Origin of the sequence: Streptomyces sp. B1866, assembly GCF_031932565.1 — a bacterium.
In the GTDB taxonomy this organism is placed as follows: Bacteria; Actinomycetota; Actinomycetes; order Streptomycetales; family Streptomycetaceae; genus Streptomyces.
Genome location: NZ_JAVSCF010000009.1, coordinates 1 through 24,993 on the forward strand (window position 1 = coordinate 1; position 24,993 = coordinate 24,993).

The following is a 24,993-nucleotide window of genomic DNA, read 5'->3' on the forward strand; positions in this document are numbered from 1 at the left end:
CGGCTCGGGCGCCGCGCCCCGGCGCAGGGCCCGCAGCACGCGGGCGGCCAGCGGCGCCCGGCGGGGCGGCGGGCCGCTCACCGCAGCGACTTCGCGATCTCGGCGACCTCGTCCGCCGCGTCGCGCGCCGCCTGCCGCGGCGAGGTCTGCCCGCTCGTCATGGCGCCGACGGCCTTGGCCACCGGCAGCTCGCCGCTCAGCGCGCCGACCAGCGTGCCCTGGCCCTCGGCGATGCCCCAGCGGCGCATCCTGCCGACGCCCTCGACGAGCTGGTCCAGGAGGCGGCGCGGATAGACCTGGTCCATCGGCCTCCTGGTGTCGACACCCATGTCGGCGCCGCGCCAGGCCCGGGTGTACCTGCCCGGGTCGTCCGCGGTGCCGGTCCGTACCGGGATCTTGCCCTCGGGCGCCATGCCGAACCAGTCCTCGTAGCCGGTCGTCATCATGTAGGTCAGGAACCTCTCGGTGGCCTCGGGCTCCGCCGTCCGGGTGGCCGTGAAGGACACCACGTCGCCGTACTGGGCGGGCGCGGCGGCGTCCGGGCCCTTCAGCGCCGTGGTGATCCCGCTGTGCGCGGCCAGGTACCCGTGGTCGCGGCGGCACTGCGGGCAGCTGGGCAGGGCGTCGTCGCGCAGCCCGGCCAGCTCGTCCAGCAGGAAGGACGACCAGATCACCATCGCGGACCGGCCGGCGAAGTAGGTGGCGCGGGTGGAGTCCACCGTCTGGGTGCCGGGCGCGCCGTGCGCGCGGGCCAGCTGGTCGTACGTGCGGAAGGCGGTGCGGCAGGGCGGGGAGTCCAGGGTCACCCGGCCGCCGCGGTCGATGAGCCGGCAGCCGTTGGCCAGCGCCAGGTCCTCGAAGCTCTGCTGGGTGAAGGCGTCGCCGGGGTCGGTGGCGGCGGAGACGCCGACGCGGTCGCCGGTCTGGAGCCGGTCGGCGGCGCGCAGCAGGTCGGCGTACGTGTCCGGCGCGCGCAGGCCGGCGGCGCGCAGCAGGTCGGAGCGGTAGACCAGGAGCTGGAGCCAGGCGTCGGAGGGCACGCCGAGGCGGGTGCCGTGGTCGGAGGCGAGCCCCAGGGCGTTCGCGTCGAACGTGGCCGGGCCGAGCCGGTCGACGACGCGCCCGGCGATGCGGGTGTTGACCAGACCATTCCCATACATTTGCCATATTTGGGACAGCGGCAGGGCGGCGATCGCGTCCGGCATGTCGCCCGCGGCCGCCGCCGACATGATCATCTGCGGCAACTGGGCCTCGGTCACACCCACGAGACGGACCGTGACGCCGCTGGCGCGCTCGAACCGGTGGACGACGCGCCGGGTCGCCGCCATGCGCGGCGGCAGGCTCTCCAGCGACCACACGGTGATCTTGTTGTCCGGCCTGCCGCTCCCCTGGGCCGAGCACCCGGCCAGCAGGCCCAGGCCCAGGGCGGTGGCGAGTCCCGCCGCGGTCACCCTTGACCGCCGCGTCCAGATCCGCATGGTGTATCTCACGCCACCTTTCGCTTATCTGATACGCATCCCAGCACTACTTTTGTAGGTTGACAAGGCATAACTGGCCGCCGACAGCGCCCCCTACCCCCGCCCGCCCCGGCAAATCCCGTGACAGACACCACACACCACACCTCCGACCAGCACCCGTATCCAGCCCCTGACCAGCACCGGAACCCGGCTCCCGGCGCGAGCCCCGGCCCGCACCACGGCCGGGCCCGCGGACCGGCACCAGCGACCTCACCCGCAGACATGGCCCGTACGACACCCGCAGAGAGGCTCGACGTGATGTTCATGACCGGCAGCGAGGACCAGTCCTCCGAGGAGTCGGACCCGTCGTCATCCCCGCTGCGCGCCCGCGCGCAGCGGGTGCTCCTCGGAAACTGGACCGGTTCCTCGACGGTGCCCTCCCACGGCCTCTACCCGCATCAGTGGAGCTGGGACTCGGCGTTCATCGCGATCGGACTACGCCATCTGTCGGTGGAGCGGGCGCAGACGGAGCTGGAGACGCTGTTCGCCGCCCAATGGGGTGACGGCCGGGTGCCGCACATCGTCTTCAATCCGGCCGTACCGCTGGGACTGTACTTCCCCGGCCCCGACTTCTGGCGCTCCTCCACCACCGGAGCGGCGGCCGGCGCGCCGGAGCGCATGGAGACCTCCGGGATCGTGCAGCCGCCCGTGCACGCCCTGGCCTGCTGGCTGGTCCACCAGGCCGACCCGCGGCTGTCGGCGCGGCGCGGCTTCCTCGCCCGGCTGTACCCGAAGCTGGTCGCCTGGCACCGCTACCTGACCGGGTCCCGGGACCTGGGCGGCGGCGGGCTGGTGTCCGTGGTGCACCCGTGGGAGCCCGGCATGGACAACAGCCCGTGCTGGGACGCCCCGCTCTCCCGCGTCAAGCCCGCGCCGCCGGGCACCTTCCGCCGGGCCGACCTGGACCACGGCGCGGCCTGCGACCGGCCGACCGACCTGGACTACGGCCGGTACGTGCGGCTGGCGACCGACTACCGCGACAGCGGGTACGAGGACGGCGCCTTCTCTCCCGACTTCGCCGTCGAGGACCCGGGCGTGAACGCGCTGCTCATCGCCTCGGAGTGCGCGCTGGCCGGCATCGCGGCGGCCATCGGCAGCGACCCGGGCGTGCACCGGGCGCGCGCGGCGCGGCTGACGGAAGCCCTGGTCAGACGGCTGTGGGACCCGGAGACCGAGATGTTCCTGTGCCGGGACCTGCGGGACGGAGCCGACGGCGGCCTGGTGCCGGAGCGCAGCGCGGCGGGCCTGCTGCCGCTGATCGTCCCGGTGCTGCCCCGCGAGATCGCCGCCGCCCTCATGCGCACGGCCTGCGGCGAGCACTTCGGGCTCGGCTCGTCCGTGCGCCTGGTGCCCAGCTACGACCTGCTCGGACACGCGTTCGACGCGTCGCGCTACTGGCGGGGCCCCGCCTGGTTCAACGTGAACTGGCTGCTGGAGCGGGCACTGCGGCAGCGCGGCGCCCTGCGCCGGGCCGACGCGCTGCGCAACCAGGCCCTGACCTGCGCCCTGTCCTCCGGCTTCGCGGAGTACGTGGACCCGCGCACCGGCCGGGCGCGCGGCTCGCGGAACTTCAGCTGGACCGCCGCGCTCGCCCTGGACCTGCTGGCGGCGGCGGAGAAGGACCACCGGGCCGCCCGGACCGCCGACGCGGAGGTCCGCGGACTGGACGGAGCGCGCCTCTCGGGCAACCCCACCGGGTCGGGGTCGGCCCAGCGGGAAACCGCGGGCTGAGGGCGCGGCCGGCCGGCTGCCCACTCCGGGGCCGGCCGGCCGCGCTCGCCCCGGGGCAACGGCCAGGCGCTCGCGCGACCCCGCATGCGGGGTCGCGGGGCTGTGCGCACGTACGGGTACGGGCCGCGGCGGGCGCCGGGCGGGACGTCCAGGCCGGGAGCGTTTCGGAGCGGCCGCCCCGGACGGCGCCCGGACGGCGCCCGGACGGTTCAGCCGCCGGAGGTGGCCAGCTCCGCGTCGGCGCCCACCGCCGCGCAGTCGTACGGGTCGGCCAGCCAGCCGTCCGGCAGCACCACCCGGCTGCGGCCCGAGGTGCGCCCGCGCGGGCCGTCGGCGCCCGGCGGCCACGGCTGGTCGAGGTCCAGGGCGGCCAGCCGGTCGGCCAGCTCGGCCAGGGAGCCGACCACAGCCAGCCGCCCGCGCGCCTCGGAGCCGACCGCGAAGCCCTTGGTGTACCAGGCGACGTGCTTGCGGAAGTCGATCACGCCGCGCTCCTCGTCGCCCAGCCACTCGGCCAGCAGCCCGGCGTGCCGCAGCATGACGTCCGCGACCTCCCGCAGCGTCGGCCGCGCGAACCCGGCCCCACCGCGGCCCTCGAACGCCGCCGCCAGGTCCCCGAACAGCCACGGCCGCCCCAGGCACCCGCGCCCGACCACCACCCCGTCACAGCCGGTCTCCCGCACCATGCGCAGCGCGTCGTCCGCCGACCAGATGTCGCCGTTGCCGAGCACCGGCACCTCGGGCACGGCGTCCTTCAGCCGGGCGATCGCCTCCCAGTCGGCCGTGCCCCCGTAGTGCTGAGCGGCGGTACGGCCGTGCAGCGCGATGGCGGTGACGCCCTCCTCGGCGGCGATCCGGCCGGCGTCCAGGTAGGTGAGGTGGTCGTCGTCGATGCCCTTGCGCATCTTCATCGTCACCGGCAGGCCGCCCGCGCCCGTCACCGCCTCGCGCAGGATCGCGCGCAGCAGCGGCCGCTTGTACGGCAGCGCGGAGCCGCCGCCCTTGCGCGTGACCTTGGGCACCGGGCAGCCGAAGTTCAGGTCGACGTGGTCGGCCAGGTCCTCCTCCACGATCATCCGGACGGCCTTGCCGACGGTGGCCGGGTCCACCCCGTACAGCTGGAGCGAGCGGGGCCGCTCGGCCGCGTCGAAGTGGATCAGCCGCATGGTCTTGGCGTCGCGCTCCACCAGCGCCCGGCTGGTGATCATCTCGCTGACGAACAGGCCGCGGCCGCCCGAGAACTCCCGGCACAGCGTCCTGAACGGCGCGTTCGTGATCCCGGCCATGGGCGCGAGCACGACCGGGGGCGAGACCGTGTGCGGTCCGATGCGCAGCGGTGTCGTCGTCATGGGCGTGGGGCGTCCTCGGGAGTCACGTCGGGACCGGCTGGGACCGGTGGCTGCTCCCCCAATTGTCGCATCGGCGCGCACGTCCGGTAGGCGGTCACAGATCACCCTTCGCGACCCGGCGGGGTAGCGTGCCAGGTATGTCCGAACTGACCCGCGGGCGGCGTCTGCTCGTGCTGGCGATCTGCTGCATGAGCCTGCTGATCGTCAGCCTCGACAACACCGTGCTCAACGTCGCCCTGCCGTCGATGCGCCGCGACCTGGGCGCCTCGGTGTCCGGAATGCAGTGGACCATCGACGCCTACACCCTCGTGCTCGCCGCACTGCTGATGCTGGCGGGCTCCACCGCCGACCGGCTGGGGCGCAAGCGGGTCTTCGTCACGGGCCTGGTGGTCTTCACGCTGGGCTCGGCGCTGTGCAGCCTGGCGCCGAACCTGGCGTGCCTGGTCGCCTTCCGCGCGGTGCAGGCGGTGGGCGGCTCGATGCTCAACCCGGTCGCCATGTCGATCATCACCAACACCTTCACCGACCCCCGGGAGCGGGCTCGCGCCATCGGGGTGTGGGGCGGAGTGGTCGGCATCAGCATGGCGGCGGGCCCGGTGGTCGGCGGCCTGCTGGTGGAGTCGGTCGGCTGGCGTTCGATCTTCTGGATAAACCTGCCGGTCGGACTCGCCGCCATGGCGCTCACCGCCCGGTACGTACCGGAGTCGCGCGCGCCGCGCCCGCGCCGGGTCGACCCGGTCGGGCAGGCGCTGGTGATCGTGCTGCTCGGTACGGTCACGTACGCGATCATCGAGGCGCCGACGCACGGCTGGAACTCGCCGCTGATCACCGGCTGCGCCGCCGCCGGGGCGGTGGCGCTGGCCGCGCTCGTCGGCTACGAGCGGCGGCGCGAAGAACCCCTGATCGACTTGCGGTTCTTCCGCAGCGCGCCGTTCAGCGGGGCGACGGTGGCGGCGGTGGCCTCGTTCGCGGCACTGGCCGGATTCCTGTTCGTGAACACCCTCTACCTCCAGGAGGTACGCGGCCAGTCCGCGCTGCGCGCGGGCCTGTGGATGCTGCCCATGGCCGCGATGACCGGCCTGTTCGCGCCGCTGTCCGGACGGCTGGTGGGCGCGCGCGGGCCGCGCGTTCCGCTGCTGCTGGCCGGGGTGGCGATGGGCGGGTGCGGCGTGCTGTTCGCGGCCTTCGACGCCGAGACGCACGACGCCTCGCTGCTGGCCGGGTACGCGCTGTTCGGCATCGGCTTCGGCCTGGTCAACGCGCCGATCACCAACACCGCCGTGTCCGGCATGCCGCGCGCCCAGGCAGGCGTGGCCGCGGCCGTCGCCTCCACCAGCCGCCAGGTCGGCCAGTCCCTCGGCGTGGCCGTCATCGGCGCCGTACTGGCCTCGGGCACGGCCGCCGCCGCGCGCCACGGCAGCCTGGGCGGCGCCGCGACGTACGCCGACGCCAGCCGCCCGGCCTGGTGGATCATCGCCGGGTGCGGGGCGGCGGTGCTGCTGCTCGGCGTGCTGACCACCGGCGGCTGGGCGCGCCGGACGGCGAGCCGCGCGGCGGAGCTGTTCGAGGAGGAGGACGCGACGCCCTCGGGCCGCCCGTCGGCGAGCGCCAGCGCGTAGGGTCACGGCGCGGAAACCCGGCGGGAGCGAGCCGTTCTCACCTGTCATGGTGGCGCCGTCGGCCTTCCGCCACACAGGTGATCCAGCGCTGGTGACGAGCGCATGCTTTTAGACGGCTTCGTAGCGGTTCTTCCAGAGATGCTCGCGACCTGGCGCATATGCGTCCTTATGTGACAGAACGAGTCCGTTCGCCCGGAGAGAGTCCAGCGTGCGTGACTGCGCAGACTTCGCGGACATGCGGGAGTCGAACAGTTCGAGTACCTGACGATAGCCTCGAATCGGCGCTTCTCCGGTATGAAATTGATACCACCATTGCCCGTTCAGGTACTTCGCCACCTCCTCCGCCAATCTCCCGTCGTTTTTCAGGCCGGTCAGAGCGCTGATCTGGCCACGCAATCCAAGGGAATCCATAACGTGATCCACCATTTCCCTTGAGGTCATCGAAGGAAGGATGCGGTCAGTAGCGGAAAGCAGCGAATACGCTACAGGAGTTTCGTGGACAGGGGAAAGCCATACGCTTTGGTTAGCCGCATACCCCAGGGCGGAGAACGGTTGCGGCAAATCGTCAACCAGAACTTCGGGGATCACAGCCAGTTCGTACAGACCCGCGCCGACACCTTCGCTCTGGTTGAGAACAGCCAGTTGTTCGAGGTCGACCAGGCAGACGTAGACCTCAAGCTCGACGTTCTTGCACAGACTGTGCCCCAGCAGAATCTCTCCGTACAGGTAGCCATGACCGTGGAACCGGCAGGCGGCAACGTCAGCTCCTTGGATGCGCCCTTTGAGCACCGGCAGGCAGTGTCCATTCGTTCCGCCGTCCCGTGAGGAATAGTTGAGCAGTTTGGTATACAGGGTCGACGGGTTGCGGTTGGCTCCGTAGGCCAGCACTGGAAACCTTTGTTCCAGGCCGGGAAGGCGTAGCTCTCCGAGCAGGTCTTCCAGGAGCAGACGAGAACTTCCCAGCGTGACCAGGTACTCGCCGTATTCTCCGGTCGAGATCGGCAGGACCCGATCATGCCAGAGGAGGTAGCTCCGGTCCACGGAGAGCCCCGGGTAAGTCTCAGGAAACTTGCGAGCCGGACGCCAGTCGTCTACGGAAGTGCCTAGCGCGCGCATTTCCATGAGTTCGACGCGGTTCACCACGGGGAGGCCCCTTCTCTGAGAGCTTGACGTGCATATCTTTCGCGGGGCAGCGTGGAGGCGCTGCCGAAGAAACCGGGCCCGTACGCCGACCGCGTATCAAGTCGGCCCTTGCGCCGATATTCCTCGCGCTTACGTCGCCCAGTGCGTACTCAGGAGCCTGTGTCACCCCCTCTCCACTTCCAGCGGACACGGTACCGGGCATGAATGGGAAGCCAATCGGTCTTGACCGGAGTGACATGCCAGTAGACGACACGACCGTCGTCGAGGACCATAGGCTTGTCCCGTGCGGGCTCGACTCTCGACCTGCCACCCGTCTGAATCAATCCGAAGACTTCGGTACATCGATACTCCTGAGCGAAGACCAGAATGATGGTCAGGGATCTTGTGGGTCTTTCTATGTGGGTCTCGAAAAAATCCTCAGTCTCTCCGTCGTATGCCCCCTCAAAAGAGACTCTATTGACCACCCGGCAGGTGACGCCCTGCGGCAGGCCGGAAAGCGGAACAGCCACTGCCCGATTGATGGCCATGTGCGTGGAGTCGTACTCGCCGGACTCATAGGGATGGCTCGTCGAGCAGGCAGATAACTGTCCACGAGTGCTGTATATGGCAACAAGGCCGTTCCCCTCCTCTGATTCCCGCTGTATCAGATACGCATCGGTGAGGAGTGCGGATCCGGGGCTTTGAGGGTCACGGCCCGGACTGCCTTGAAGGTTCACGACCTTCACCAGATCCTGGACGCTGAAGGATCTCCCCTCATCGATGTCCCCATACCTGAGAGGGCTGTCGTGATCCGGGAGCCTTCGCCTTCTCCAACTCCACGTCCCCTGGGCCGATGCAATCGCGATCGACACCAGCACCGCGATCGCTGCCACAATTGCTTCTGCGCTCATCTCAGATTCCCGTAGCTCCCTGTCGGACTGGTCAGTGCAAGCGTGGAGTGCAGCCCCGTAGAGGGGGGAGCGGGGCACTCACTATCATGGTGGACCAGCCACGCCAGGGCACCGGGATTTGCAGAATTGGTGACCATGGGGCCGCGGGGCGGGAAGTTGAGTGTGGCAGGGCAAACTGTTACGCAGGCTGCGACCGCGCGGAGCCGTGCACGTCCCGGGACGGGTCGTAACCGATCTGTCGGTGATGCTCGCCGACGACGGCCAGACCACAGCCCCTCCGGCCAGCCCGCCGACTCCTCGGCCGGTCCGGGGCGCTGGACCTGGCGGGAGCGAGCCGTTCCTACCTGGTCGGTGCCAGGTCACGGTCGACGATCTTCTCCAGGTGTGCGGCGAACGTCTGCCGCGCCTCGGGGGTGAGGCGGGCCAGCGCGACCATGGCCGTGATGATCACGTCGCATACTTCCGACTGGACGTCCTCCCAGGTGTGGGACTGGCCCTTGCGGGGGTTCGCGCCCGTGGCACCGATCACGGCCTCGGCCACCTCACCGGCCTCCTCGGTGATCTTGAGGATCTGGAGGAGGCGGCGCTGCTCCACGGGCAGCGTGCTGTGCGCTTCCAGACGGGCGGAAAGGCGTTCGATGACGTCCCAGGTGTCGTGCACAAATCCTCCAGCGGCGGAATCGGTCCGGTCGGGAATCTATCGGCGTATCCGAGTCAGGCGCCGACCATTCCGAAGGGCTCGCATGCCGACCAGCAGCGGGTGAGTTCGATGACGAGCTGGGAGGCGAGGAACCAGCAGGCCGCCGAGTGGCCGTAGGGCAGGGTGTGGTCGTCCGGGGAGGGGACGAGACCGCCGTCCGCGTCCGGGACGACGAAGCCGCCGAACACGCCCCAGACCCGGGGCTTGCGCACGCGGACCGCGACGGGGTCGGTCAGGTGCGGGCAGTACCGCGCGGCGAGGGCCGCACACGGCTCGCAGACCGGGGGCTTGGTGGACAGCAGCCCCTCCGGCCAGTCCGCCGACTCCTCGGCCGTCTCGGGCCGCTGGACGAGGAACAGCCAGCCCCGTGAGGTCCGGCTGGCCGGGCCGCCGCAGACCTGGCAGAGCATGTCGAACATCGCGCGCCGCTGGCGGACGGTGTGCAGCGAGCCGAAGTCCGGCCGCCCCTCCCCCTGCGCCTCGGTGAGACGCGCCCACAGCACGCCGTGGCGGTCGCGGTCGGCGGGCGCCTCGTCCCGGTAGGCCAGCCCCCGGCCGTCCGGACGAACGGTGAGTACGCCGCGCATGGCGGCGCGCTCGGCGCTCCAGCGGGCGGCGTAGGGGACGGGCAGGTTGTTGCGGCCCCACAACAGCGGTAGTGCGGGCGTGGCGGGAGCAGCGGCCATTACCTGTGTCGCCTCCGGTCGTTGACATGGGTGGGGTGGGAAATCGCCCGCTGTCTTTGAGGGTTGGGGGCGGTCGCGGATTTCCCCGGACTCAACAAAAGTCGCCCACAGGGGGGTTCACAGGCAATAGAGTTCGCTGAGAGTCAGCCTCAACAGAAGAATTGGCACGTGCCCCGGCATGCGCACCGGCTCTTTCTCCGTGCGTAACGCCGGTAAGGCTGATCACAAGGCAACGACCGGCGCGCACATGCGCCAGAGGGGAGGAGTCATGGCAGGACGACCGCGGCCGACCGCGCGGCGCATCGGGCTCGGCCACGAGCTGCGTCAGTACCGCAAGGCGGCCGACCTCACCATCGCGCAGGCGGTGGAGGGGATGCCGTTCGACGACAGCACGCTCCAGCGCATCGAGGCGGGCTGGAAGTCCTTCCGGCAGGCCGGGCACCTGCGGATGCTGCTGGAGCGCTACGGCGTCGCCGAGGACGAGATCGAGCGGCTGATCGCGGCGCAGCGCGAGGCGTCCAGCCGCGAGTGGTGGACCGGCGTGGGCACGACGAACCTGCTGTCCGGGATGCAGCGGTTCCTCGGCGTCGAGTCGGCGGCCCGGGAGATCCGCTTCTTCCACCCGACCGTGGTTCCCGGGCTACTGCAAACCGAGGACTACGCGCGGGCCCTCCACGAGCTGCACAAGCCCATCAACGAGACCACCACGGAGTTCGGCCAGGCCACTGTGCGGATCCGCATGCAGCGCAAGGAGGCCATCACCCGTGACGAGGACCCGGTGAAGATCTGGGGGATCCTGTACGAGCCCGCGCTGCGCTACGCCATCGGCGGCGCGGAGGTCATGCGCGAGCAGTACGCGGAGCTGACCGAGTTGGCCGCCCTGGAGAACGTGACGCTGCAAGTTCTCCCCCAGGCCAGCAACGGCTATATCGCCTTGCATCACATCACTATCATGATCCTCGGCCGCGGCCTGCCCACGACGGTGCAGACGGACACCGCTTGGCACACCGTGGCCGTCACGGACAAGTTGCGCGATGTCGGGCGGTTCACCCGCATGTTCGACGCGATGGTGGCCGGAGCCCTGCCACCTGGTGACACCCCGAAGTTCCTGCACCGACTGTCGAAGGAGCTCACCGAATGAACACTCGCCCCGCCACGGTGACGGCCTCAGAACTGGAGGGCGCCCGCTGGTTCACGTCGTCTTACAGCAACGACGGGGGTGAATGCGTGGAGGTCGCCGACCTGACCAACACGGCCCACGGCGCGGTCGCCGTCCGCGACTCCAAGAACCCCGAGGGCCCGGCGCTGCTCCTGGCCCCCGAGCAGTTCGCCGCGTTCATCACCGGCATACGGGCGGGCGGCCTCGGCCGCTGACTCCGGTCCGTACGGCAGAACGAGGCCGCGTTCCCTCAGCCCAGCCGAGGGAACGCGGCCTCGCGCCGTTCGTCGGCACATGGAGCTGGTGCCCAAGGCCGTGGCGTAGAGAGCCGAGGCAGGCACGGGGAGACGTGGCGAGAAGTTCACCGTTGATCCGTCGCACCCTTGCGGGCGTACGCACACTCGGAGAACAGTTGCCAGGAGTGAGCCCATTCTGTGACGACTGATCACAAGTCGAGCGACTGACGACGGAGGCTACTCATGGGTGACGAGCTAGACGCCGACGATCTGTTGGTGGCAGTCGAGACTCTGTCGAGTGTCCATGACCGCTACGACAGCAGCATGTCCGACCCACCCACCGACGCCACGGGCGATACCCCGTGGCCGGGAGGTGACACCTTCGGGCACACCGCCTAGCGGCGCGTTCCGCGACCAGGTCGCCGCGCCCATCGGCTCCGCCCTTGCACTGAGGGGTGGGCCGAAGGCCGCCGACGGTCGCAGTAGGGCAGCGTGGCCGCCCGACGAAGGAACCGTGTGGCCACCGCTGTCTGCCCACCATAACCGGAGACAGGGGGAGGACTCACAGCAGTGGATCACAGGGTGGTCACCGGCATTGAAAGTGCGCTGGGATGGGACGGACCGAGCCATCTCGGCAAGCAGTTTGCCCGAGGTAGTCTCGCCGACCTTGGCTTAGTCGGGCGGATACTCACACCCGCCCGACTCCTGGACCTGATCATGCGCCGGAGCCTGGCGAACCCGCAGGTCCGATGCTTCCGCAAGGGCACCGAGCTGCACCCTGACACGTACCTGAGTCAGGACGTGACGAGCCGTGGCCAGAGCATTCGCATGGTGAACATGCGCCGACTGCGGAGTCACCTACGAGAGGGCGTAACGCTGATCCTCGACCGAGCGCATGTCTTCGATCCGACCTTGGAGGTCGTCTACCGAGCAATTCAGTGGTGGTCGGGGGAGCGGGTATCGATCAACCTTTATCTCACCACGAACGCCGACGAGGGCTTTGGCCTGCACTGGGATGATCACAACGTGCTCGCTATCCAGCTCTCAGGTGAAAAGGAGTGGGAGGTACGCGGCGCGTCACGCGCCGCGCCGATGTTCCGCGACGCGGCCCGCAACGACGAGCCGAGCGATGACGTCATCTGGTCGGGGACGACAAGGGCGGGCGACGTGATCCACATTCCGCGCGGCTACTGGCACAAGGCCAGCCGCAGCGGTCGCGACTCCGGCCACAGCCTCCACATGACCCTCGGGTTCACCAACCCTACCGGGGTGGGCTGGCTGTCCTGGATGGCCGACTGGTCCCGGGAGTTCGAACTCTTCCGTCACGATCTGGACCCGTCAGCCGACCCCGACCAGCAGCAGACCCAACACCGCAAGCTGACTGACACCGCCGTCCAACTCCTTGGCTCACGCAGTCCTGCTGACTTCCTTGCCGCCCGCCACAAGGACGCCGTTCCTGCACGGCATGTGCCGTTCGTGGAACCCCTCGGGCCGTTGGAGAGCGTCGTATGCGTCACGGAGTTCCCTCCTCGAATCAACGAGCAGGGCGCGAACGTCGAAGTTGTCGCCGCCGGGAGGAAGCTCACCCTTGCGGCGAAGGCTCTACCTGCGTTGCGACTGCTCCTGAGCGGTCAACCGGTGAACCTGGACGAAGCGGTCGGCATGGTCGGTGACGTGGTCAAGCAGGTTGCGGAGATCCTGACGGAGGAGGAGATGTGCGCGAGCCTCACCCCCGAATTGTCCTCGGGCTACACCGGTCTAGTTACCAGCCCTGTTCGCTAGCCGCCGCGCTTGACCTGGGCATAGAAGCGATCGACACCGCTTTCAACTACCAGGAGTTCACCGCACATCAGACGTTGGCGAGGTTCGTTGACCTCCTGGCCGAGTTCCGGGTGTCCACCAAGGTCGGATACTTCCCCGGGCCGAGTGGCGCCATCCATTCCCTCGATCCCGGTCGGTTGCGCTACGCGCTGGAGAAGACGAACCAGGACCTGGGGCGAACGCCTGACCTGGTGTTCCTGCACAACCCAGAACACACGCTCGCGCAGCTCGCCCCGGGGCAGGCACGGGACTGCCTGACGCAGGCGTGCACGGTGCTGGCACGCGCGACGAAAGAGGGGCTGTGCGGTGCCTGGGGCATCGCCTCATGGCGCCCGGGACCTCTGCTGGGCGTGATCAACGGGGGCGCGCCGAGACCGGACGTGCTCATGGTCCGCTCTGGTCTGCTGGTCGGTACCGACACGATAGATGCTGCGGAGTCTCTTGCCAGACAGTGGAACCTGCCTGCGGCTGCGATGTGGGGTATGAGCCCCTTCGGGGGCAGCGCCACAGACCCCGTATGGGGCAGGCTCAACCCCCGCGTCTTCCTTCGCCCCGACGCCGCGCAAGCATGCTCGCCGATCCAGGCGGCGTTTCGGGCGGCCTACCACCTGCCCCGCGTCGCCACTGTCGCCGTAGGTTCCGACGACCCCGCGCACATCCGGGAGCTGATCGACTCCCTTGGCGTCGAGGCGGACGAGAGCACCATTGCGCGGTATCGGGGCCTGTTGCGAGATCAGCGCACGGTCTCCAACTCGTCAAGCAGTCGGAGGGCTTCCTTTCGCACCGGTGCCCCCTCATCGACGTAAGGGACGAGCTTGGAGCAGCAGAACAGCGACATGAGCTTGCCGGTCTGGCTCCCGAGGTCGTTCCGTCGTTCGTGCCGTACCCGCTCGGCCACTTCCGGGACATCAAGGGAGCTGGCCCACAACTTCGCGGAGTCCAGTCCGCGCGGGGCCATTCCCCAGTCTTCCCAGTCCAACAGGTAGCAGGCTGGCGTGGTGAGGTTGGCCCAGCTCAGGTCAGCGTGCGCCGCCGTCCAGTCGTTGAGGCTCGTATCAACGGTGGCATCGGGGAATGCTCGGCGGATGACCTCGTCCACGCTCGCCTGCGTGACGGTCACGGTGTCCGGCGTCGCCACCCGGGTCGTCTTCTGAGCGGCCAACGCGTCAAGCGAAGCGTTCAACGTCGCCCACCACGCGTCAGACAAGGCCGTCCTGTCGGCGGGCTTCATGGGCGCGGCGCTGATCAGTTCGGTTTCGTCGGCTCGCCACATCGCGGCGTCGTCCGGGTCCCTCCAGGCCGTGCCCGCGAACCACTTCGGCATGGCGATTCCGCGCAACGCCGCCGCGCACTCGATGCCGTTCCATCCCTGCCCGTCGATTCGTTCCAGCGCTCGCCGTTCGACCCGCACCCACGTGCCCCGGTCGGTACGCGCACCGACCGAACGCCGCTTGCGCACTGCCGTACCTCGGTCCAACCGCACGCCTAGAGACCGCTCCACGCGGTTGAGCGCTCCATCGACGGACTCAGCTTCAGCACGCAAGTCGACGGCCATGGCAGCGGACACGGACATACGGGCTCCTCGGTGGATCTCGGCGGGCGCCTCCAGTATGGGGGATGGCAACTCAACGCATCCGACCTGTCACCGCATGCACGTCACCCGCGTCCCGTCTGTCATGAGGCCGCCCCCACGCAGGGAGGTCAGGCCGCGTCAGGCCCGGTCGGACGCGAGGGCCGGGGCGGGCACGGCCGGTGCGGGGGCACCGGCCAGGTCGGCCGGGGCCGGGGCCGCCGGTCCGGCTTCGGCGAGCGCCAGCGCGTACAGCTTCTCCAGGCGCTCGCGGGCCTCCTCGTCGGCCGGGGTGTAGGCCAGCAGCCGGGGTCCGCCCTCGGGGCTGGTCCACAGGCTGGTGCCGACCAGCCGCAGCAGGCCCACGCGTGGGTGGCGGAAGGTCTTGGTCTTGTCGCCGGGCCGCACCACCTCGTGCCGCGCCCAGACCTCCCGGAACTCTGGTGAGGCGTCGTGCAGCCGCTTGACCAGGGCCTTCCACGGCGGTTCGGCGAGGTGTCCGGCCATGGAGGCGCGGAACTTGGCCGCCATCGTGCGGATCGCCTCCTCGCGGTCGGTCTGGGTCGCGCGCCACTGCTCGTTGGTGAACGACAGCCACAGGCAGTTGCGGTCCTCCGGCGGCACGGCGTCGAGGTCGCACATCAGGCGGGAGTACGTGCGGTTGTAGGCGAGGATGTCGTAGCGGCTGTTCTGTACGCAGGCCGGGATGGGCTCCAGTTGGGCCAGCAGTGTGCGGAGGCTGTCGGGGACTCCGGTGCACTCGCTGCCGGGGCTGGGGTCGACCGCCCCGGCGAGCGCGAACAGGTGCGTGCGCTCGCTGCGGTCGAGCTGGAGCCCGCGGGCGATGGCGTCGAGGACCTGCGCGGAGACGTGGATGTCTCTACCCTGCTCAAGCCACGTGTACCAGGTGACGCCGACCGCGGCGAGCTGCGCGACCTCCTCGCGGCGCAGGCCGGGCGTGCGCCTGCGGCGGCCGCGCGGCAGGCCGACCTGCTCGGGGGCGATCCGCTCGCGGCGGCTGCGCAGGAAAGCGGCCAGCTCGCTTCGGCGGATGTCGGATTCCGCTGCCGCCTGGTGGGCCGTGGTCGTCATGGATTCCAGGGTGCCGGACAGCTCATCCCGTTGCCAGGTAGTTCTTGTACCAGGATAAGAAAGCTCTGGTACCACGCTGCGCCGAGGCTGATCGTCGTGGGGTGAGTGAAACACGATCCTCGATACCTGTCACCCCGCCGACGCCGTCACCCCGGCCCCCGGCGGCATCCGCGCGTGGCGCGGCCGGACCGGCCGCCGCGCTGAGCCCGCTCGGCCTGTTCACCCTGCTGGTGGGCGCGGCCCTGCCGATGATCGACAACTTCATCGTCAACGTGGCCCTGCCCACCATGGAGCGCGACCTGGACGCCGGGCCCGCGCTGCTGGAACTGGTGGTGGCGGGGTACGGCGTCGCCTACGCGGTGCTGCTCGTCCTGGGCGGCCGGCTCGGCGACGCCTTCGGCCGCCGGCGGCTGTTCATCGGCGGCATGGCGGCCTTCGGGCTGACCTCCGCGGCCTGCGGGTTCGCGCCGGACGCGGGCACCCTCGTGGCCGCGCGCGTGGCCCAGGGCGCCTCCGCCGCGCTGCTGCTGCCCCAGGTGCTCGCGACCATCCAGTCCACCACCGAGGGGCAGCGCCGGGTCCGCGCGCTGAGCATGTACGGCGCCACGGGCGGCGTGGCCATGGTGGCGGGGCAGATCCTCGGCGGCCTGCTGGTCGCCGCGGACATCGCGGGCAGCGGGTGGCGCGCGGTGTTCCTGGTCAACGTGCCGGTCGCGGTGGCCGGTCTGCTGCTGGCGGTGCGCGCGGTCCCCGACACGCGTTCCGCGCGGCCCGCGCGGGTCGACGGCGTCGGCACGGTTCTGCTCGCGCTCACGCTGATCACCCTGCTCCTGCCGCTGACCGAGGGGCGGGCGGCGGGCTGGCCGACGTGGACCTGGGTGGCCCTGGGCTCGTTCCCCTTCGTCGCGGCCGCCTTCTGGGCCGTGGAGCGGCGCATCGAGCGCACCGGGCGGACGGCGGGCGAGGGTCCGGTGGGTCGGCGGGGCGCCGAGCGGATTCCGCTGGTGCCGCCGAGCCTGTTCGCGCTGCACGGCCCGCGGCGCGGTCTGGCGGCGCTGGTGCCGTTCAGTCTGGGCTTCGGCGGCTTCATGTTCGTCATGGCCGTGGGGCTTCAGCAGGGCCTGCACTACGGGCCGGTGGGGGCCGGCCTGGCGCTGTCTCCGATGGCCGTCGCCTTCCTGGTGTCCTCGCTGTCGAGCCCGCGCCTGGTGGGCCGGTACGGCAGCCGGGTGGTGACCGCCGGTTCGGTGCTCCAGGGCGTGGGCATCGCGGGCGTGCTGCTGAGCCTGCTGCACGGCTGGCCGCACCCGCCGCTGGCGCCCCTGCTCGCGGGCATCGCGCTGGCCGGCTTCGGGCAGGGCCTCCAGCTTCCGGTGCTGTTCCGGATCGTGCTGGCGGACGTGCCCGCCGACCGCGCCGGAGTGGGCGGCGGCGTCATGGTCACCACCCAGCAGGCGTCGGTCGCGCTGGGCGTGGCGTCGCTCGGCTCCCTGTTCCTGGCGATCGAGCCGTCCGCGGGCATGCGGGACGCGCTGGTCGACACGCTCGGCGTACAACTCGCCGTCATCGCGCTGACCGCGCTGCTCAGCCTGCGCATGCCGCGCCGGGTGGACGGCCCGACGGTCGGCTCCGGGCCGGGGGCGGAAGGCCCGCGCGGCGCCGCGCGGGCGGCGGAGGCCGCCGGGTGACGGGTGGGCACACCCGCCATCGGCCGACCGCTCGGCCGAAGGCGCGGGCGGGGCCCGGAAGGACCCCGCCCGCGCCGTGCGCGTGCCTCAGCAGCCGATCAGGCGCCCGCCGAGGTAGGACTGGATCTGGTCGAGCGAGACGCGCTCCTGCTTCATGGTGTCGCGCTCGCGCACGGTCACCGCGTTGTCCTCCAGCGTGTCGAAGTCGACGGTGACGCAGAAGGGCGTGCCGATCTCGTCCTGGCGGCGGTAGCGGCGGCCGATGGCGCCCGCGTCGTCGAACTCGATGTTCCACAGCTTGCGCAGGTCGGCGGCGAGGCCCTTGGCCTTGGGCGACAGCTGCGGGTTGCGGGACAGCGGCAGCACGGCGACCTTGACCGGGGCCAGTCGCGCGTCGAGCCGCATCACGGCGCGCTTCTCCATCTTGCCCTTGGCGTTGGGCGCCTCGTCCTCGACGTACGCGTCGAGCATGAAGGCCAGCATGGCGCGGTTGAGGCCGACGGCGGGCTCGATCACGTACGGGGTCCAGCGCTCGCCGGCCTCCTGGTCGAAGTACGACAGGTCCTGGCCGGAGGCGGCCGAGTGGGCCTTGAGGTCGTAGTCGGTGCGGTTGGCCACGCCCTCCAGCTCGGCGAACTCGGTGCCGCCGAAGTTGAAGCGGTACTCGATGTCGGCGGTGCGCTTGGAGTAGTGGGAGAGCTTCTCCTTCGGGTGGTCGTACCAGCGCATGTTCTCCTCGCGCAGGCCGAGGTCGCGGTACCAGTTCCAGCGCTGGTCCATCCAGTACTGGTGCCAGTGCTCGTCCTCGCCCGGCTTGACGAAGAACTCCATCTCCATCTGCTCGAACTCGCGGGTACGGAAGATGAAGTTGCCCGGCGTGATCTCGTTGCGGAAGGACTTGCCGGTCTGCGCGATGCCGAACGGCGGCTTCTTGCGCGAGCTCTGCTGGACGGCGAGGAAGTTGGTGAAGATGCCCTGCGCGGTCTCCGGGCGCAGGTAGGCGAGCGAGCCGGAGTCCTGGGTCGGGCCGAGGTGCGTGGCCAGCAGGCCGGAGAACTGCTTGGGCTCGGTGAAGCCGCCCTTGGCGCCGCAGTGCGGGCAGTTCAGGTCGGCGAGGCCGCCCGCGGGCTCCCGGCCGTGCTTGGCCTCGTACGCCTCGATCAGGTGGTCCGCGCGGAACCGCTTGTGGCAGGAGGTGCACTCGGTGAGCGGGTCGGTGAAGGTGGCGACGTGCCCGGACGCCTCCCACACCTCGCGCGCCAGGATCACCGAGGAGTCCAGGCCGACGACGTCGTCCCGCGAGGTGACCGTCGCCCGCCACCACTGGCGCTTGAGGTTCTCCTTCAGCTCCACGCCGAGAGGTCCGTAGTCCCAGGCGGCGCGCTGGCCGCCGTAGATCTCGCTGCACGGGTAGACGAAGCCACGGCGCTTGCTCAGGCTGACGATGGTGTCGATCTTGTCGGCGGCCACGGTGCTCTCTTCATGGTGACGTGGTGACGGCTGTGAACGGTGATGGCCGGTGTGCGGCCGAAAGGCGGCGTGCCCCGGGAATGCCTCAGGTTACCGGCGATGGCACCCCCCGGATCAAATCCGTAACCGGGCCGGGGCGCCGCGTCGCCACCGTCCCGCTTGTTGACAATCGTTTCCATTTTTGTTGAAAATGGGAGTCATGAACATACGTACGACAGTCCTGCCTCTCGGCGTCGCCACGGCCGCCGCACTCGGCCTGGTCACGCTCGCCGCCTGCTCCTCGTCCGACGACGCGGCGGGCGGGCACCACAACGGCAAGCTGGACGTCGTGGCGTCGTTCTACCCGATGCAGTACCTCGCCGAGCGGATCGGCGGCGGCCACGTCGCGGTGACCGGCCTGACCAAGCCCGGCGTGGAGCCGCACGACCTGGAGATCAGCCCCAAGCAGACCGCCCGGCTCGGCGAGGCGGGCCTGGTGGTGTACCTCAAGGGCGTACAGCCGTCCGTGGACGAGGCGGTCGAGCAGGCGAAGCCGAAGCACGTCGCCGAGGCCACCTCGTACACCACCCTGGAGGACCACGGCACGGAGGTCGACGGCCACGGCCACGACGAGCACGAGGACCACGGCGAGGACGCCGGCGCCGATCCGCACGTGTGGCTGGACCCGGTCCGCTACGCCGAGGTCGCCAAGGGCGTCGGCAAGGCCCTGGAGAAGGCCGACCCCGACCACGCCGCCGACTTCCGGAAGAACGCCGCCGCCCTCGTCAAGGAGCTGGGCACGCTCGACCGCGAGTACCGCGAGGGCCTGCGCGACCGCACCTCGGACACGTTCATCACCACCCACGCCGCCTTCGGCTACCTCGCCGAGCGCTACGGGCTGGAGCAGGAGGCCATCTCCGGTATCGACCCGGAGTCCGAGCCCAGCCCCGCCCGCATCCGCGACCTGCACGCGACCGCGAAGAAGGACAAGGTCGGCACGGTCTTCTTCGAGACGCTGGCCAGCCCGAAGACCGCGCAGACCCTGGCGGGCGACCTCAAGCTCAAGACGGACGTGCTCGACCCGATCGAGGGCATCACGGACGAGTCCCGGGGCCGCGACTACCTGGCGGTGATGCGGTCGAACCTGAAGGCGCTGCGCACGGCGCTCGGCGCCGGGTAGCAGCGGCCGCCGGTGGCCGCGCGCCGGCCGGGGCGCACCCGCCCATACGGCGGGACGGACCGGGCGCGGCCACCGGGGCGGCCGACGACGGTCGGGGACGGCCGGGAACCCGAAAGGCGGGACGGGCGGGTCGCCGCCGCAGCACCGAAAAGCCGTAAAGTAGCGAGAAGGACCAGGGGAAGGCCAGACAATGCCGGAAGCGGGTTCATCAGATATAGCGGGCATACCGGATTCCGGTCGTCCGGTTCCGGGTTCTCAGGGTCCGGGTGCTCAGGGTCCGGGTGCTCAGGGTCCCGGGCGGAGGTCCGGTGCCCCCGGTGAGCCGGTCGTGTCGCTGCGCCGCGCGACCGCCTCCCTCGGCGCGCGCCCGGTGCTGCGCGGCGTCGACCTGAGCGTGCGGCGCGGCGAGGTGGTCGCCCTGCTCGGCGCCAACGGCTCGGGCAAGTCCACCGCCGTGCGCGCCGTCGTCGGGCAGGTCCCGCTGACCGGCGGCGAGCTGGAGCTGTTCGGCCTCCCGCGCCGCCGCTTCCGCGACTGGGCCCGCGTCGGGTACGTACCGCAGCGCACCACCGCGGCCGCCGGCGTGCCCGCCACCGTCCGGGAGGTGGTCTCCTCCGGGCGGCTGGCCCGCAGGCGGCTGGGCCCGCTGCGCGGCGACGACCGGGCCGCGGTGCACGCGGCCCTGGAGCGGGTGGGCCTGGCCGACCGGGCCCGGGACTCGGTCAACGCGCTGTCCGGGGGCCAGCACCAGCGGGTGCTGATCGCCCGCGCGCTGGCCGGCCGCCCCGAGCTGCTGATCATGGACGAGCCGATGGCCGGCGTGGACCTGGCCAGCCAGGACGTACTCGCCGCGACGCTGCGCGAGGAGGTGGCCGCGGGCGTCACCGTGCTGCTGGTACTGCACGAGCTGGGCGCGCTGGAGCCGCTGATCGACCGGGCCGTGGTGCTGCGCGACGGCCGCGTCGTGCACGACGGCGCGCCGCCGCGGGCCGTGGGCCAGCACGCGCTGCCCGGCCACGAGCACATCCACCCGCACGCGGGCCCGGACGCGGTGCGCGGCGGCCGGCCGATCTCGACGGGACTGCTGACCTGACATGCCTCTGGAAGTCCTCGACTACGCGTTCATGCAGCGGGCCCTGCTCGCCGCCGTGCTGGTCGGCGTCACCGCGCCCGCCGTCGGCATCTACCTGGTCCAGCGCCGCCAGGCGATCATGGGCGACGGCATCGGGCACGTGGCCCTCACCGGCGTGGCCCTCGGCTTCCTCACCGGCGCCGACCCGGTGTGGACGGCCGTGGCCGTGGCCGCGCTCGGCGCGGTGGCGATGGAGCTGATCCGCTGGTACGGCAAGACGCGCGGCGACCTCGCGCTCGCCATGCTCTTCTACGGCGGCATGGCGGGCGGCGTCATGCTGATCAACCTCGCGCCGAACGGCTCCAACGCCAACCTCACCACCTACCTCTTCGGCTCGATCACCACCGTCTCGCCGCAGGACGTGCAGACGGTGTGCTGGCTCGCCGGGCTCGTCGTGCTGATCACCCTGGGGCTGCGGCGGCAGCTGTTCGCGGTCTGCCAGGACGAGGAGTTCGCGCGGGTGACCGGCCTGCCGGTGCGGCTGCTGAACCTGCTGCTCGCCGTCACGGCCGCGGTGACCGTCACCGTCGCCATGCGGGTCGTGGGCCTGCTGCTGGTCAGCGCGCTGATGGTGGTGCCCGTGGCCGCCGCCCAGCAGGCCACTCGCGGCTTCGGCGCGACGCTGGCGTTCGCGGTGGGCATCGGGGTGGTGGTGACGCTGTCGGGCACGGTGTTCTCCTTCTACCAGGACGTGCCGCCCGGCGCGAGCATCGTCGTGCTGGCCATCGGCGCCTTCGTCGTGGTCACCGCGCTCGCCGCCCCGCTGGCCAGAAAACGCGCCCGCCGGGCCGCGGCGGCCGAGGAGGCGGCAGCCGCGTCCGGGGCGCGGACCGGCGCACCGGCAGCCGTGGCGCGCGCCGAGGTGCCCGGCGCGCGCTCCGGAGCCGACGGAGCGGGACTCCCGCCCGGCGTGCGGTGAGAACAGGCCCTGTCCCGGACCGACGGCATTAGCTGGCACAATGGCCAGGCAGATGTGCGACGGGGGCAGGCGACGTTGAGGAGGCAGTCGTGGCGACCGCAAATCCCCCAGTGCGCGGTCGTGCCACCCGACAGCGCGCGGCCGTTGCGGCGGCGCTGGACGAGGTGGACGAGTTCCGCAGCGCTCAGGAGCTGCACGACATCCTCAAGCACCGCGGCGAGTCGGTCGGTCTGACCACGGTCTACCGCACGTTGCAGTCCCTCGCCGACGCGGGCGAGGTCGATGTCCTGCGCACTTCGGACGGCGAGGCCGTGTACCGCAGGTGCAGCAGCGGCCACCACCACCACCTGGTCTGCCGCAGCTGCGGCAAGGCGGTGGAGGTGGAGGGCCCGGCGGTGGAGAAGTGGGCCGAGGCGATCACGGCGGAGCACGGCTTCGTGGACGTGGCCCACACCATCGAGATCTTCGGTACGTGCGAGGACTGCGCGGCGGCGGCCGCGCGGTAGCACGCAGGGGCAGCACGAGCGCGTACGGGCAGCGGAGACCGCATACGGGCAGCAAGGACCGCGTACGGGCCCGGGAAGCACGTACGGGCCCGGGCGCGGCCCGTACGCACGTGCGCCGGACGCCGGACGCCGCCGGGGCGGGCCGCGCTCCCCCGTTCCGGCCGACGGGTCAGCGCTGCTCGTCCGGCGGCACCTCGTTCGGCACCGCGCCGCCGAAGCGGCGGTCCCGGGAGGCGTACTCCACGCACGCGCGCCACAGGTCGCGGCGGTCGAAGTCCGGCCACAGCACGTCCTGGTAGACCATCTCCGCGTACGCGCTCTGCCAGAGCAGGTAGTTGGACGTGCGCCGCTCGCCCGAGGGCCGCAGGAAGAGGTCCACGTCCGGCATGTCGGGGTAGTACAGGTACTTGGCGATGGTCCGCTCGGTGACCTTCCGCGGGTCGAGCCTTCCGGCCCGTACGTCCGCGGCGATGGCGGCCGCCGCGTCCGCGATCTCCGCCCGGCCGCCGTAGTTGACGCAGAAGTAGAGCGTCATGGCGTCGTTGTCGCGGGTCTGCTCCTGCGCGATCTGGAGCTCCTGCACGACGCTCTTCCACAGCTTGGGCATGCGGCCCATCCAGCGGATGCGGATGCCGAGTTCGTCCATCTGGTCGCGGCGGCGGCGGATCACGTCGCGGTTGAAGTTCATCAGGAAGCGCACCTCGTCGGGCGAGCGCTTCCAGTTCTCGGTGGAGAAGGCGTACAGGGACAGGTTCTTGATACCCATCTCCAGGCAGCCGTTGAGGACGTCGAGCACCACCCCCTCGCCGACCTTGTGCCCCTCGGTGCGCGGCAGCCCGCGCTGCTTGGCCCAGCGGCCGTTGCCGTCCATGACGACGGCCACGTGGCCCGGCACCAGCTCGCCGGGGATCTTCGGTGGCCGGGCGCCGGACGGGTGCGGATCCGGGGTCCGGTACGTCCGCCGATGGCGGCCCAGTACGCCGCGTCGTGCCATGGGTGCCACGTCTCTCCTCGTGCTCGTCGCTCGCTCGTGTCCGACCGTACCGCCGGGCCGGGCCCCGCCGCGCCGCTGCCGCGCGGCGGCCGTCCGTCACCGCACAACCCTGCCCGCCTACCGCACAATCCTGCCCGCCTACCGCACAGCCTTGCCCGCTGTCGCACTGCCTGGGCCCGCTACCGCTCGACGTAGCGCAGCGACCTCAGCCCCCGCTCCAGGTGCCAGTGCAGGTAGGCGGCGACCAGGCCGCTGCCCTCCCGCGCGTGCCGCGGTTCGCACGCGTCCGCCGTCTCCCAGTCGCCCGTCAGCAGCGCGCCCAGCAGCACCAGCGCCTCCGCGGAGGGTACGACGCTGCCGGGCACCCGGCAGTCCCCGCACACGGCCCCGCCCGCGCCCACCGAGAAGAACCGGTTGGGTCCCGGCAGCCCGCACCGGGCGCAGTCGCGGAAGCTGGGCGCGTACCCGTTGACGGCGAGCGACCGCAGCAGGAACGCGTCGAGCACCAGCCCGGGCTCGTGCGCCCCGCCCGCCAGCGTCCGCAGCGCGCCGACGAGCAGCAGGTACTGCTGCACGGCGGGCTCGCCCTCGTGGTCGGTGAACCGCTCGGCGGTCTCCAGCATCGCCGTGCCCGCCGTGTAGCGGGCGTAGTCGCCGACCAGGGCGCCGCCGTACGGGGCTATGGTCTCGGTCTGCGTGCACAGCGGCAGCCCGCGGCCCACCAGTTCGCCGCCGCGCGCGAAGAACTGCACGTCGACGTGCGCGAACGGCTCAAGCCGCGCCCCGAACTTCGACTTCGTGCGCCGCACGCCGCGCGCCACCGCCCGCACCCGGCCGTGGCCGCGGGTGAGCAGGGTGATGATCCGGTCCGCCTCGCCCAGCTTCTGGGTGCGCAGCACGATGCCGTCGTCGCGGAACAGGCTCATGGGCCCATTCTTCCGCACGCCGGACGCCCGCCGGTGCGGGCCCCGCCCGGCGGTGCGCACCGGCGGGGCGTACCGGTCGGCCGGTACGGGCGGCCGGAGGAGGTGGCCGACCTGGCCATGGCCGTCCTGCGCAACGGCTACCTCACCAACCAGGTGCTGAGCCTGGACGGCGGCATCCACCCCCGGTAGGCCCCACCAGGCACCCGGCAGGCCCCCGGGCAGGCCCTCACCCGGCGGCGGCCGCCAGCCGTCCGCCGAGCGCGGCCAGGTCGGGCAGGAACCACAGCTGGTTTCCCCGGTCGCATTCGCGGACGAAGTCCCGCAGCGCCGTGCTGGCGGCGGTGTGCCGGGAGACGTCGCCGAGGACGGCCAGGCGCAGGCGGTAGTTGGCGAACTTCTGGACGATCTCCCCGGCGACGCCCGTACGCAGTTGGAAGAAGTCGTCGGCCAGGCGGGCGGCGGGCAGGGCGACCCAGTCGGCGCCGAGGTATCCGGCCTCGCCGATGACGTCCAGCGCGTCCCGGGCCGTGCGCAGCGGTTCGCCGTCATCCGCGCACACGAAGACGGGCGTGCCGTGGAGGCTCTGGAGAGTGCCGGACATGGCGGGGCTCCTTCCGTGTCGCGTGCCGTGTGCACGGCGCGCGACACGTACGGTACGCGGTCCGTCCCGGGAGCCCGCCGGTGCG

The 24,993-nt window shown here is 71.2% G+C and carries 24 protein-coding genes and 1 pseudogene; 13 read left to right on the forward strand and 12 right to left on the reverse strand.

The window, feature by feature from the left end; genetic code table 11:
* Window positions 1–77: 77 nt before the first annotated feature.
* Window positions 78–1,478 (reverse strand): extracellular solute-binding protein, encoded by a 1,401-nt coding sequence (locus RKE29_RS02960; RefSeq protein ID WP_312003464.1) that lies wholly within the window; start codon window positions 1,476–1,478, stop codon window positions 78–80.
* Window positions 1,479–1,781: 303 nt separating this feature from the next.
* Between RKE29_RS02960 and RKE29_RS02965 the strand changes: the two genes are divergently transcribed.
* On the forward strand, window positions 1,782–3,248 hold the full coding sequence (locus RKE29_RS02965) for a hypothetical protein (protein WP_312003465.1): 1,467 nt from the start codon (window positions 1,782–1,784) through the stop codon (window positions 3,246–3,248).
* Between the two features lie 209 nt (window positions 3,249–3,457).
* Here the strand turns inward: RKE29_RS02965 and dusB are convergent, their stop codons facing one another.
* Window positions 3,458–4,597: a tRNA dihydrouridine synthase DusB gene (dusB, locus tag RKE29_RS02970; protein ID WP_312003418.1), complete on the reverse strand. Its 1,140-nt coding sequence runs from the start codon at window positions 4,595–4,597 to the stop codon at window positions 3,458–3,460.
* Between the two features lie 137 nt (window positions 4,598–4,734).
* On the opposite strand from dusB, the gene RKE29_RS02975 reads away from it, so the two are divergent.
* On the forward strand, window positions 4,735–6,216 hold the full coding sequence (locus RKE29_RS02975) for an MFS transporter (protein WP_312003419.1): 1,482 nt from the start codon (window positions 4,735–4,737) through the stop codon (window positions 6,214–6,216).
* Window positions 6,217–6,324: 108 nt separating this feature from the next.
* Here RKE29_RS02975 and RKE29_RS02980 read toward each other — a convergent pair whose 3' ends face one another.
* The 4 genes from RKE29_RS02980 to RKE29_RS02995 all read right to left on the reverse strand — a co-directional run bounded on the left by RKE29_RS02980 (window position 6,325) and on the right by RKE29_RS02995 (window position 9,635).
* Window positions 6,325–7,356, reverse strand: coding sequence for a hypothetical protein (locus RKE29_RS02980; RefSeq protein WP_312003420.1), 1,032 nt, complete (start codon window positions 7,354–7,356; stop codon window positions 6,325–6,327).
* A gap of 152 nt (window positions 7,357–7,508) precedes the next feature.
* Window positions 7,509–8,249, reverse strand: a complete 741-nt coding sequence (locus RKE29_RS02985) for a hypothetical protein (RefSeq protein ID WP_312003421.1) — start codon at window positions 8,247–8,249, stop codon at window positions 7,509–7,511.
* Between the two features lie 340 nt (window positions 8,250–8,589).
* A complete protein-coding gene (locus RKE29_RS02990; RefSeq protein ID WP_312003422.1) occupies window positions 8,590–8,910 on the reverse strand; it encodes a MazG-like family protein in 321 nt (106 codons plus the stop codon).
* Between the two features lie 53 nt (window positions 8,911–8,963).
* Window positions 8,964–9,635 carry a hypothetical protein gene (locus RKE29_RS02995; RefSeq protein ID WP_312003423.1) on the reverse strand — a complete coding sequence of 224 codons (672 nt, stop codon included), beginning with the start codon at window positions 9,633–9,635 and terminating at the stop codon, window positions 8,964–8,966.
* 268 nt (window positions 9,636–9,903) lie between these two features.
* On the opposite strand from RKE29_RS02995, the gene RKE29_RS03000 reads away from it, so the two are divergent.
* The 5 genes from RKE29_RS03000 (at window position 9,904) to RKE29_RS03020 (ending at window position 13,657) form a co-directional block, all read left to right on the forward strand.
* Complete coding sequence (locus tag RKE29_RS03000; RefSeq protein WP_312003424.1) at window positions 9,904–10,776, forward strand: helix-turn-helix transcriptional regulator; 873 nt, start codon at window positions 9,904–9,906, stop codon at window positions 10,774–10,776.
* Window positions 10,773–11,009, forward strand: a complete 237-nt coding sequence (locus RKE29_RS03005; protein ID WP_312003425.1) for a DUF397 domain-containing protein — start codon at window positions 10,773–10,775, stop codon at window positions 11,007–11,009. The genes RKE29_RS03000 and RKE29_RS03005 overlap by 4 nt, the downstream gene beginning before the upstream one ends.
* A 297-nt stretch (window positions 11,010–11,306) precedes the next feature.
* Complete coding sequence (locus RKE29_RS03010) at window positions 11,307–11,429, forward strand: hypothetical protein (protein ID WP_312003426.1); 123 nt, start codon at window positions 11,307–11,309, stop codon at window positions 11,427–11,429.
* A 171-nt stretch (window positions 11,430–11,600) separates the two neighbouring features.
* Window positions 11,601–12,812 (forward strand): cupin domain-containing protein, encoded by a 1,212-nt coding sequence (locus RKE29_RS03015; RefSeq protein ID WP_312003427.1) that lies wholly within the window; start codon window positions 11,601–11,603, stop codon window positions 12,810–12,812.
* The gene (locus RKE29_RS03020; RefSeq protein ID WP_312003428.1) at window positions 12,746–13,657 is read left to right on the forward strand and encodes an aldo/keto reductase; all 912 of its coding nucleotides are present in this window, start codon (window positions 12,746–12,748) and stop codon (window positions 13,655–13,657) included. The genes RKE29_RS03015 and RKE29_RS03020 overlap by 67 nt, the downstream gene beginning before the upstream one ends.
* Here RKE29_RS03020 and RKE29_RS03025 read toward each other — a convergent pair.
* Complete coding sequence (locus RKE29_RS03025) at window positions 13,585–14,406, reverse strand: hypothetical protein (RefSeq protein WP_312003466.1); 822 nt, start codon at window positions 14,404–14,406, stop codon at window positions 13,585–13,587. The genes RKE29_RS03020 and RKE29_RS03025 overlap by 73 nt on opposite strands.
* 156 nt (window positions 14,407–14,562) lie before the next feature.
* Window positions 14,563–15,513 (reverse strand): helix-turn-helix transcriptional regulator, encoded by a 951-nt coding sequence (locus tag RKE29_RS03030; protein ID WP_312003429.1) that lies wholly within the window; start codon window positions 15,511–15,513, stop codon window positions 14,563–14,565.
* A 200-nt stretch (window positions 15,514–15,713) separates the two neighbouring features.
* On the opposite strand from RKE29_RS03030, the pseudogene RKE29_RS03035 reads away from it, so the two are divergent.
* Window positions 15,714–17,123 (forward strand): annotated as a pseudogene (locus tag RKE29_RS03035) (MFS transporter); the annotation flags it as partial.
* A gap of 165 nt (window positions 17,124–17,288) precedes the next feature.
* On the opposite strand, the gene RKE29_RS03040 reads toward RKE29_RS03035, so the two are convergent.
* A complete protein-coding gene (locus RKE29_RS03040) occupies window positions 17,289–18,671 on the reverse strand; it encodes a glycine--tRNA ligase (RefSeq protein ID WP_312003430.1) in 1,383 nt (460 codons plus the stop codon).
* A gap of 199 nt (window positions 18,672–18,870) precedes the next feature.
* Between RKE29_RS03040 and RKE29_RS03045 the strand changes: the two genes are divergently transcribed.
* The 4 genes from RKE29_RS03045 (at window position 18,871) to RKE29_RS03060 (ending at window position 22,387) form a co-directional block, all read left to right on the forward strand.
* Entirely contained in the window at window positions 18,871–19,830 is a 960-nt protein-coding gene (locus RKE29_RS03045) for a metal ABC transporter substrate-binding protein (RefSeq protein WP_312003431.1), read from the forward strand.
* 328 nt (window positions 19,831–20,158) lie between these two features.
* Window positions 20,159–20,923, forward strand: coding sequence for a metal ABC transporter ATP-binding protein (locus RKE29_RS03050; RefSeq protein WP_312003432.1), 765 nt, complete (start codon window positions 20,159–20,161; stop codon window positions 20,921–20,923).
* A gap of 7 nt (window positions 20,924–20,930) precedes the next feature.
* Entirely contained in the window at window positions 20,931–21,881 is a 951-nt protein-coding gene (locus RKE29_RS03055; RefSeq protein ID WP_312003467.1) for a metal ABC transporter permease, read from the forward strand.
* A gap of 89 nt (window positions 21,882–21,970) precedes the next feature.
* The gene (locus tag RKE29_RS03060; protein ID WP_312003433.1) at window positions 21,971–22,387 is read left to right on the forward strand and encodes a Fur family transcriptional regulator; all 417 of its coding nucleotides are present in this window, start codon (window positions 21,971–21,973) and stop codon (window positions 22,385–22,387) included.
* 169 nt (window positions 22,388–22,556) lie between these two features.
* Here RKE29_RS03060 and RKE29_RS03065 read toward each other — a convergent pair whose 3' ends face one another.
* A complete protein-coding gene (locus RKE29_RS03065) occupies window positions 22,557–23,381 on the reverse strand; it encodes an isoprenyl transferase (RefSeq protein ID WP_312003435.1) in 825 nt (274 codons plus the stop codon).
* A 179-nt stretch (window positions 23,382–23,560) separates the two neighbouring features.
* The gene (recO, locus tag RKE29_RS03070; RefSeq protein WP_312003436.1) at window positions 23,561–24,307 is read right to left on the reverse strand and encodes a DNA repair protein RecO; all 747 of its coding nucleotides are present in this window, start codon (window positions 24,305–24,307) and stop codon (window positions 23,561–23,563) included.
* A 33-nt stretch (window positions 24,308–24,340) separates the two neighbouring features.
* Between recO and RKE29_RS03075 the strand changes: the two genes are divergently transcribed.
* The gene (locus RKE29_RS03075) at window positions 24,341–24,496 is read left to right on the forward strand and encodes a hypothetical protein (RefSeq protein ID WP_312003437.1); all 156 of its coding nucleotides are present in this window, start codon (window positions 24,341–24,343) and stop codon (window positions 24,494–24,496) included.
* A 37-nt stretch (window positions 24,497–24,533) separates the two neighbouring features.
* On the opposite strand, the gene RKE29_RS03080 is transcribed toward RKE29_RS03075, so the two are convergent.
* Entirely contained in the window at window positions 24,534–24,908 is a 375-nt protein-coding gene (locus RKE29_RS03080) for a DUF4180 domain-containing protein (RefSeq protein ID WP_312003438.1), read from the reverse strand.
* Between the last annotated feature and the right edge of the window lie 85 nt (window positions 24,909–24,993).

Coding starts and splice junctions, on each gene's coding strand:
- RKE29_RS03030 (WP_312003429.1), bottom strand. CDS start 15,513: ATGACGACCACGGCCCACCAGGCGGCAGCGGAATCCGACATCCGCCGA.
- RKE29_RS03045 (WP_312003431.1), top strand. CDS start 18,871: ATGAACATACGTACGACAGTCCTGCCTCTCGGCGTCGCCACGGCCGCC.
- RKE29_RS02995 (WP_312003423.1), bottom strand. CDS start 9,635: ATGGCCGCTGCTCCCGCCACGCCCGCACTACCGCTGTTGTGGGGCCGC.
- dusB (WP_312003418.1), bottom strand. CDS start 4,597: ATGACGACGACACCGCTGCGCATCGGACCGCACACGGTCTCGCCCCCG.
- RKE29_RS03065 (WP_312003435.1), bottom strand. CDS start 23,381: ATGGCACGACGCGGCGTACTGGGCCGCCATCGGCGGACGTACCGGACC.
- RKE29_RS02965 (WP_312003465.1), top strand. CDS start 1,782: ATGACCGGCAGCGAGGACCAGTCCTCCGAGGAGTCGGACCCGTCGTCA.
- RKE29_RS03005 (WP_312003425.1), top strand. CDS start 10,773: ATGAACACTCGCCCCGCCACGGTGACGGCCTCAGAACTGGAGGGCGCC.
- RKE29_RS03080 (WP_312003438.1), bottom strand. CDS start 24,908: ATGTCCGGCACTCTCCAGAGCCTCCACGGCACGCCCGTCTTCGTGTGC.
- RKE29_RS02985 (WP_312003421.1), bottom strand. CDS start 8,249: ATGAGCGCAGAAGCAATTGTGGCAGCGATCGCGGTGCTGGTGTCGATC.
- RKE29_RS03025 (WP_312003466.1), bottom strand. CDS start 14,406: ATGGCCGTCGACTTGCGTGCTGAAGCTGAGTCCGTCGATGGAGCGCTC.
- RKE29_RS03000 (WP_312003424.1), top strand. CDS start 9,904: ATGGCAGGACGACCGCGGCCGACCGCGCGGCGCATCGGGCTCGGCCAC.
- RKE29_RS02975 (WP_312003419.1), top strand. CDS start 4,735: ATGTCCGAACTGACCCGCGGGCGGCGTCTGCTCGTGCTGGCGATCTGC.
- RKE29_RS02960 (WP_312003464.1), bottom strand. CDS start 1,478: ATGCGGATCTGGACGCGGCGGTCAAGGGTGACCGCGGCGGGACTCGCC.
- recO (WP_312003436.1), bottom strand. CDS start 24,307: ATGAGCCTGTTCCGCGACGACGGCATCGTGCTGCGCACCCAGAAGCTG.